This is a genomic window from Thalassolituus sp. UBA2009 (genome assembly GCF_002335285.1).
Classification (GTDB): Bacteria; Pseudomonadota; Gammaproteobacteria; order Pseudomonadales; family Oceanobacteraceae; genus Venatoribacter; species Venatoribacter alkanivorans.
On record NZ_DDCJ01000154.1, the window covers coordinates 17,166 to 24,335 of the forward strand.

Annotated in this window: 7 protein-coding genes and 1 pseudogene; 5 read left to right on the forward strand and 3 right to left on the reverse strand. The window is 54.4% G+C overall.

The features are described from left to right. Nucleotides 1-1,035: TonB-dependent receptor plug domain-containing protein (locus B3P58_RS19220; RefSeq protein ID WP_286719832.1), on the forward strand; the 1,035-nt coding region annotated here is incomplete at its 5' end. 129 nt (nt 1,036-1,164) lie between these two features. On the opposite strand, the gene thiI is transcribed toward B3P58_RS19220, so the two are convergent. Next, nucleotides 1,165-2,682 carry a tRNA uracil 4-sulfurtransferase ThiI gene (thiI, locus tag B3P58_RS19225; RefSeq protein ID WP_230332783.1) on the reverse strand — a complete coding sequence of 506 codons (1,518 nt, stop codon included), beginning with the start codon at nt 2,680-2,682 and terminating at the stop codon, nt 1,165-1,167. A gap of 247 nt (nt 2,683-2,929) precedes the next feature. Here thiI and phbB point away from each other — a divergent pair, with 247 nt between their 5' ends. Next, on the forward strand, nt 2,930-3,676 hold the full coding sequence (gene phbB, locus B3P58_RS19230; RefSeq protein WP_145468758.1) for an acetoacetyl-CoA reductase: 747 nt from the start codon (nt 2,930-2,932) through the stop codon (nt 3,674-3,676). A gap of 62 nt (nt 3,677-3,738) precedes the next feature. Here the strand turns inward: phbB and B3P58_RS19235 are convergent, their stop codons facing one another. After that, on the reverse strand, nt 3,739-4,974 hold the full coding sequence (locus B3P58_RS19235) for a tyrosine-type recombinase/integrase (protein ID WP_230332782.1): 1,236 nt from the start codon (nt 4,972-4,974) through the stop codon (nt 3,739-3,741). A 264-nt stretch (nt 4,975-5,238) separates the two neighbouring features. Between B3P58_RS19235 and B3P58_RS19240 the strand changes: the two genes are divergently transcribed. Both B3P58_RS19240 and B3P58_RS19245 read left to right on the forward strand, forming a co-directional pair. After that, the gene (locus B3P58_RS19240; RefSeq protein ID WP_230332781.1) at nt 5,239-5,406 is read left to right on the forward strand and encodes a hypothetical protein; all 168 of its coding nucleotides are present in this window, start codon (nt 5,239-5,241) and stop codon (nt 5,404-5,406) included. Between the two features lie 218 nt (nt 5,407-5,624). Continuing rightward, nucleotides 5,625-5,924: a hypothetical protein gene (locus B3P58_RS19245; RefSeq protein WP_286719836.1), complete on the forward strand. Its 300-nt coding sequence runs from the start codon at nt 5,625-5,627 to the stop codon at nt 5,922-5,924. 680 nt (nt 5,925-6,604) lie between these two features. Here the strand turns inward: B3P58_RS19245 and B3P58_RS19250 are convergent. Then, nucleotides 6,605-6,883: pseudogene (locus tag B3P58_RS19250) on the reverse strand (hypothetical protein); the annotation flags it as partial. A gap of 89 nt (nt 6,884-6,972) precedes the next feature. On the opposite strand from B3P58_RS19250, the gene B3P58_RS19255 reads away from it, so the two are divergent. Next, a partial coding sequence (locus tag B3P58_RS19255; RefSeq protein ID WP_286719837.1) for a hypothetical protein occupies nt 6,973-7,170 on the forward strand: 198 nt, incomplete at its 3' end.

Sequence of the window (7,170 nt, forward strand, 5' to 3'; positions counted from 1 at the left end):
CTTACCCACGAGCAGCGTTATTCCACCGGGCGCAGTGTCGATGTTGCCGTTAACTGGCGCCAGCACGACGATGAATTTTACTATCTGAATTATGCGCCTTCTGTGCATCAGACCAACGCCTGGCAGAGCCGCCTGCGTTTTCGTCTGAATGAATCACTGGCGCTGGGCTATGAGTTTAATCAGGAAGACATCGACAGCACCTCGACGCTGGGTGATCGCCATAAGCGTGAATACGGCAGCGCCTTTGCGTTTGGTCAGTACGACTTTGGCGCCGTGCAGCTGGCGGGCAGTTTGTCGTATCTCGATTATGACGGCGGCGACAGCTATACCTTGCCGGTGCTGGGTCTGACCCTGCCGCTGGCGGCTGGTCAGCAGCTGTATCTGAATGCAGGCAAAAGCGTGCGTGTGCCGACCATGAATGATTTGTATCTGAATCAAAGCACCAACAAGGGTAACCCGGACCTTAAAGCAGAAGAAACCCGCAGCGCTGAGCTGGGTGCGCGTCTGAATCTGGCCGGGCTGCAGACCCGTCTGGCGGTCTTTAAGCGCAACACCACAGATGCCATCGATTACACCCAGACCGCGGCCGAAGTCGCCGATCCGGCCATTAATTACTACACCGCACGTAATATCGATGCGATTGACACCAAAGGTTACGATGCCGAGCTGGATGCCACCGGCCTGCTGGCGGCAAGCGGTCTGCAGAAGGCAAGTCTGAGCTATACCCGCCTGATTCAGGACTTTACCAATCAGTATGAAAAGGCCCGCTACAGTAAATCACAGCTTGAACACCAGGTGGTTCTGGCGCTGACCTATGAGCTGCTGCCGGGGCTGAGTGCAACTTCGCTGTATAAATTCGAAGACCGCTACGACCAGAATGGCTACCGCATCTGGGATCTGGGCTTAAAGCAGCAGAATAATGGCTGGAGCTGGGCCGTTGCGGCGACCAATGTGCTGGACGCGGACTATATCGACAGTGGCTTTATTGAAGCGCCGGGCACCGGCTATCGCTTTGAGATCAGCGCGGGCCTGTAAATCGCAGGGAGTGAGAAGCGAGGTTAAGGATTGAGGGTATGACCGGCATAGCCTGCCGGTCATAAAAAAGCCGGAGTGACTGTTCAGTACCGACAGCCGCTCCGGCTTTTTTATGCGCACAGCAGAGCGTTAGTCTTCGCTGTGGTCGACGGCTTCGGCCTTATAGGCTGGTTTAACAAAGCCCGGTTCCATAAACACCGCAAAGTTACCACGCTGCTCGCTCATCAGGTGATGGGCATGAATCTTACTCATGGTGCCTTTCTGGCAGTAGAGCAGGAAGCGGGTGTCCGGCTGTTGTTTTGTCAGTTCGTTCACGCGGTTATCGAGATCAAAGAACGGAATGGTCAGCACGCTGTTGTTGGTCAGCGTCAGTGGCGCGTCAGCCGCTTCCGCCGGGTGGCGGATGTCGATGATTACATCATTCAGGCCCGGAGTAGTAATAATATCGACATTCTCCAGACCACTCTCGGCGCCATTAAGCACATCGTCGATGCGCTGGTAGGTGGCATCGGCCAGCGCCTGCTCCAGTACTGCCATATCAAATTTGGCTTCAGCTTCGGCCACTTTGCTGCGATCACCCACGGTGGTCGGGTTCACTGAAATCACACCACAGTATTCCGGCATGGTGGCCGCGAACATTTCGGTGCCGATACGACGGGCGGTATCGATGATGTCCTGCTTATCCATAGCCGCCAGCGGGCGCAGCACCATACGGTCGGCCACTTCATCGATCACTGCCAGGTTGGTAATGGTCTGGCTGGCGACCTGAGCCACGGCTTCGCCGGTCACCAGTGCCGGCAGGTTCAGGTTTTCAGCCACGCGCGAGGCGGCGCGCAGCATCATACGCTTGAGTACAACACCCATCTGGCCGGTATCTACATTGGTCAGAATTTCGGCCACAACCTTCTCGAACGGCACGGTAACAAACTTAACCCGGTGGCTTTCACCAAAGGTGCTCCACAGGTAATGGGAAACCTGCTTCACGCCGATTTCATGCGCGCTGCCGCCAAGGTTAAAGAAGCAAAAGTGGGTTTTCAGACCGCGGCGGGTCATCAGGTAGCTGGCAACGGTGGAGTCAAAGCCACCGGAAATCAGGCTCAGCACTTCGCCCTGACTGCCCAGCGGATAGCCGCCTAGGCCTTTGATGGTTTGCTGCACCACCTGAACCTTGTCGTTACGCAGTTCCGCCAGCACGGTCACTTCCGGGCGGTGCAGATCGACGCGCAGTGCCTCGGTTTCTTTCAGAAAGCCGCCACCCATATAGATTTCCGCCTGGTGGGAGGTGAAATCGTGCTGGCCCGCGCGCTTGATGCGCACACAAAAGGATTTACCGGCGACGCGCTCACGGTAGGCATCGCGTACGCGCTGATAGGCTTCGTCCAGCGTGCTGAAGGTGTATTCCGTGATTTCCAGTGCTGCAGCAATGCCTGGCGTGTGCGACAGGATCTGAATGGTCTGGCGGCGGGCCGCATCGTCATCGCGGTTGACCAGAACGATCAGGCTGTCCCAGCGGTTCTGTACGTCCACCGAAATGGCGTGGCGACGGAACATGTTCTGCAGATTTTGGCGCAGAATCTTGGTCATCTGCTTGCGCACACTGGTGGATTTGATGGTGATTTCCGGGAACAGCTTGATTACGAGCTTCATAGGGAGGCGGGGCGGTAAAATTTGGGGCGCGAAGTATATCCTACTTCCATGTCCGGGGCATCCGCGGGGTGAGCCAGTGTCAATTTCGACCGCTTTGCTCAGGACGGAACCAAGTCCAAAGTATGAGGCTTCCGCAGGCGGTGCTGCTATATGGGGCAGGGTCATCGTAGTGTCATATTGGCTCAGCAATCTCTGTTATAGCGCCCCACAGGCTTGGGGTCTCATCATGAAACTGAAGGAGTAGGACATGACAAAACGAATTGCACTGGTAACCGGCGGAACCGGCGGCATTGGCACCGCGATTTGCAAGCAGCTGCATGACGATGGCTATCAGGTGGTGGCAGGCTACTACCACGGCGGCAATCACGACAAAGCGCAGACCTGGCAGGATAAGCTGAAAGAAGAGGGGTACGACATCGCCCTGGCGTACGGCAATATCCGCGACTTTGCTTCCTGTGAAGCCTGCATTGAGGGGATCCGCAAGGACTTCGGCACCATCGATGTACTTATCAATAATGGTGGCATCACCCGTGACACTACGCTGCGTAAAATGTCTCCGGAATACTGGCACGATGTGATTGAGACCAACCTGACCTCGGTGTTCTATATGACCCGTCTGGTAATTAATGACATGCTGGAGAAAAAGTGGGGGCGTATCGTCAATATCTCTTCCATTAACGGCGAGAAAGGCCAGTTCGGTCAGGCTAACTATTCTGCCGCCAAAGCCGGCATGTACGGCTTTACCAAGGCCGTCGCGCAGGAGGTCGCCAGCAAAGGTATTACCGTGAATACAGTATCGCCAGGCTATATCGCCACCAGCATGATCATGGACGTGCCGGAAGAGATCCGTGAAGACATCCGTAAGGGTATTCCGGTCGGACGTTTTGGCGAGCCAGAAGATATCGCCCGCGTGGTGAGCTTTCTGGCCGATGAAAAGGCGGGTTTTGTGACTGGTGCCAATATCTCCGCTAACGGCGGTCAGTATATGCACTGAGCCTGCTGTTTCGCACCGCATTTCATGCGGTGTATTCCGGTATTAAAGAGGCGAAGCCGGGGTTACAGCTCCGGCTTCAGCTTTTTATGGCGGGCACTGGCGTGGCGCTCACGCAGCTCGGTGTCGATGTAACGGTCGGTCGTGGCCATGCTGGCATGACCGGCGTCTTCCTTAACGTGTTCCTTGGGGCGGAATTTTACGTCTTCGGAAATACCGGTGTGGCGCAGCCAGTGCACGGTGGCCACGCGTAACTCCTGTGCTTCATCTTCCAGCCCCTGACTGCGCATGCGCTCAAAGGCCTGATCGAAGCAGGACTGCACCAGATAGCGGATCTGGCGGGTACTGGTCACCGGGCCGCGTCCTTTCAGTCGTTGCACCAGTGGTGTCTGCTCGCCGACATAGGGCAGGCGTGGCAGGTTCAGATGCTCGCGGTAGCGGCGCAGCGCGGCGAGCATGTCGTCAGACACTGTTACCAGGCGCGCCTTGTTGCCTTTACCGACAACCCTGAGCCACCAGTTACCATCGGCATCGGTATGAAAATCACCCATAACCGGTGTTGAGCGTTCATCGGCTACCAGTTCGGAGATGCGCAGATACATACCAAACAGCAGGCGCATCACAAACAGCGAGCGCTCGTGCTCGGCCGGGCTTTCTTTCGCCAGTTGTTCGACGGTTTCCAGAATGAAATCCCACTGCAGATTCGACAGGCGCCGCACCGGCTCCTGATAGGCATGACGTTGCAGAAACTTGCTCTTCTGGCGAATCAGCGCCACCGGATTGATGCGCAGGTAATCTTCCTGCAGCAGATAATTAAAGTAGGTTGAGAGTACGGCGAACAACGCCTGCAGGCTTTTCTGTGACAGTGAAAAAGCCGTACGGGCCTGCGGATCGGCCTTGATCGCCTGATTCACAAAGGGGCGCCAGTCGGGGTTGGCGACCCGTTCACCCTGATGGTTTTTAAAACGCGCCACCTGCTTACTGCCAATCCAGGCTTTGGGAGGTGACTGACAGAAATGGATGTAAGCCTCAAGATCCTGCCGCTTAAGCTCGCCCAGACCACAACCGCGCACCAGCCAGCACCATTGCAAGAGGCGCTCAACTTCACGGCGGTAGCTGTTGAAGGTAGCGGTACTGCCGTTATAGCTGACCAGAAAACTGAAGCTGTGCACCAGATCTTCAAAGGCACCATCAATGCGCTGCAGCTCGGGGTGCAGTGCCAGAATGCGGCGGGCGCTGCTCAGTGGATTGCCCAGGTAGTCGAGCTGGTCTATTAGTGGAGCGGGAGGGGTGTTTAGCATTATCAATTATCGGAAATTCAGAGTTGCTGAAGCATAACGGCTAACGCCGGAGGAGGCCAGAGTGCGTTCGAACGGGGTTGAACGCTCAGGATGCGAAATGCATTTCACTTTAAATAAAATTTTTAAGTTATTGATATTTAATGATTTCCATCATCCCTTGGTAGTGGTTAAAGCCTGCTGGAAAAGAAAATAAAAAAAGATGGAACCCTTTGCCGCCCTGGTTCGTGTTACTGCACACACGCCAACATATAAAGAGGTACTCCGATGTTTCGTACTAACTGGTTACGCAATTCACTGTTTCTGGCGGTGACGTCTGCATTGGTTGCTGGTTGTAACAGCAGCTCCTCCGGTTCAGATACCGGCCGCCTGTCACTGAATGTGACTGATGCTCCGGTCGATTCCGCCAGCAATATGCCGCAACACCTTTTGTAGATATATCTTCAAATTATCGGAAATATGGAGCTGAGCTCTCAGCCTTATATTCCGCCGGTTATGAGTATCGTTTTGGCGACAATACGGATGACCGCCTGCAGCAACGCCTGCGCCTGAGTCTGGAATCGGGCAATTACTATTGGCGTGGCTGGCTGGGTTACCAGCTGGAAGACACCAGCCAATCAGGCACGGAGGCATCATTCACCAATAGCGGCCGCATGCTGCGCTCAGTGTTTACCGGCGCAAAAATGAGCTGGGCGCAGGGACTGAGCCTGCGCGCTCAGCTGGAAAAACGCCATGCTCTGTACCATGACTCACTGACGATCATTGATCTCGATGGTACAGAAAAAACTGCTCGCCGCCGTCAGGAGCTCTGGCGTATCAGTGCCGATCTGCAATGGCGTACAAACCAGTGGCGACTACATGCCGGAGTGATGGCGGGTAAAGCGAATGACCGTTTTGAGCTGTACGATTTCACTCAGCATCAGGTTTATGCCGGTGCGGACTATCAGTGGTGATAACGCCTGAGTCGTCATACTCAGGCAACGGCGCCGGGCCTGAGACTCAGCTGGACCAGAGATTCAGCTAGGCTGCAGATTCTTGAACGGGTTGCAAGTGAACGTCACGCTGGGCAGGTTTGTGATTAGCGGTGCAGGATTGCATCCGGCGTATAAATCAAAGATGTGCAGATTTATTAGAACTCGTGCCGATGGACGTGGATGACAACAACAAGTGCTAAACCAATACCTTGAAATATCACAGCAATATCAATTACTTATAGTAATGTTATCCACAAAAAGCGCTAAAATATCGTTCTCATTTGTTGAGTAAAATGGGATCAATGGGCAATCACAAAAAGCACTAAAGTCGTTAGCACCATGCTGAGTGACTGATACTGATTGGCCTGACAGGAAGTTGCGCGTTTTCTATAGCAGATAGCCCATTCCTCTAGCCTTTCAGTTTGACTGTCTCGAATCTCTTTGCCTGTGAATTGTTTTTAGTCGATTTGCTACCGGTACAAATTAGCGGTGAAATGGGTACTCGATCAGACGCTGGATATTTTGCACACCTAAACATCAGCGCCGGGGCCAATCCAGATCATTTGTAGTGCGCAGCCTGAATCACGCGGGTTACGTTGGTCGGGGTTAAAAGACCCCAACAAGTCGCACCAGTATTACGCACAGAGCGGTATTGAGAATCAATGGCGTGCAGTTCGCGGCCAAGCGCATGAGAGGCTGCATAGCTCGCAGGTGCATAGATCGGGTGGTTCGCCGGCAGCAAGGAAGCAAGGAAGCAAGGAAGCAAGCAAGCAAGCAAGCAAGGAAGCAAGGAAGCATCGTGAATACCTATACATCCGAAATCCGCCAAAAGCATACCGGTCGAATTTCAGGCCCGGCACGTTATTCCAGTACGTTTTCTGGTGGCGTGCTACTTCAGCAACCGCAGTTTCAGGCGTGTCTACCAGATACAGTACGCCAAAGCTCCCAGTAGAGAAGCGTGAGCCGGACGGGTTTACGTTAGTGAACGGCGCTGTGGCGCAAGAGCAGCCTAGCCTGGAGTGCTAAGATGGATTTCATCGCGGCGCAGCAGGTAAGGGTTGCTGATCTCGGTCTGAATTCGCGGGTTAACCAGCACCTGGAGCGCATACGCCACCTCAAACTCATCCTGTGTGGTACGTCGTCAAATAGGCTGATTGGTGGAAGCTTGGAGTTCACAAGGCGGTGGCCGGCAATGGCCGCCGTCTACCAGTACTGGCAATTCAGC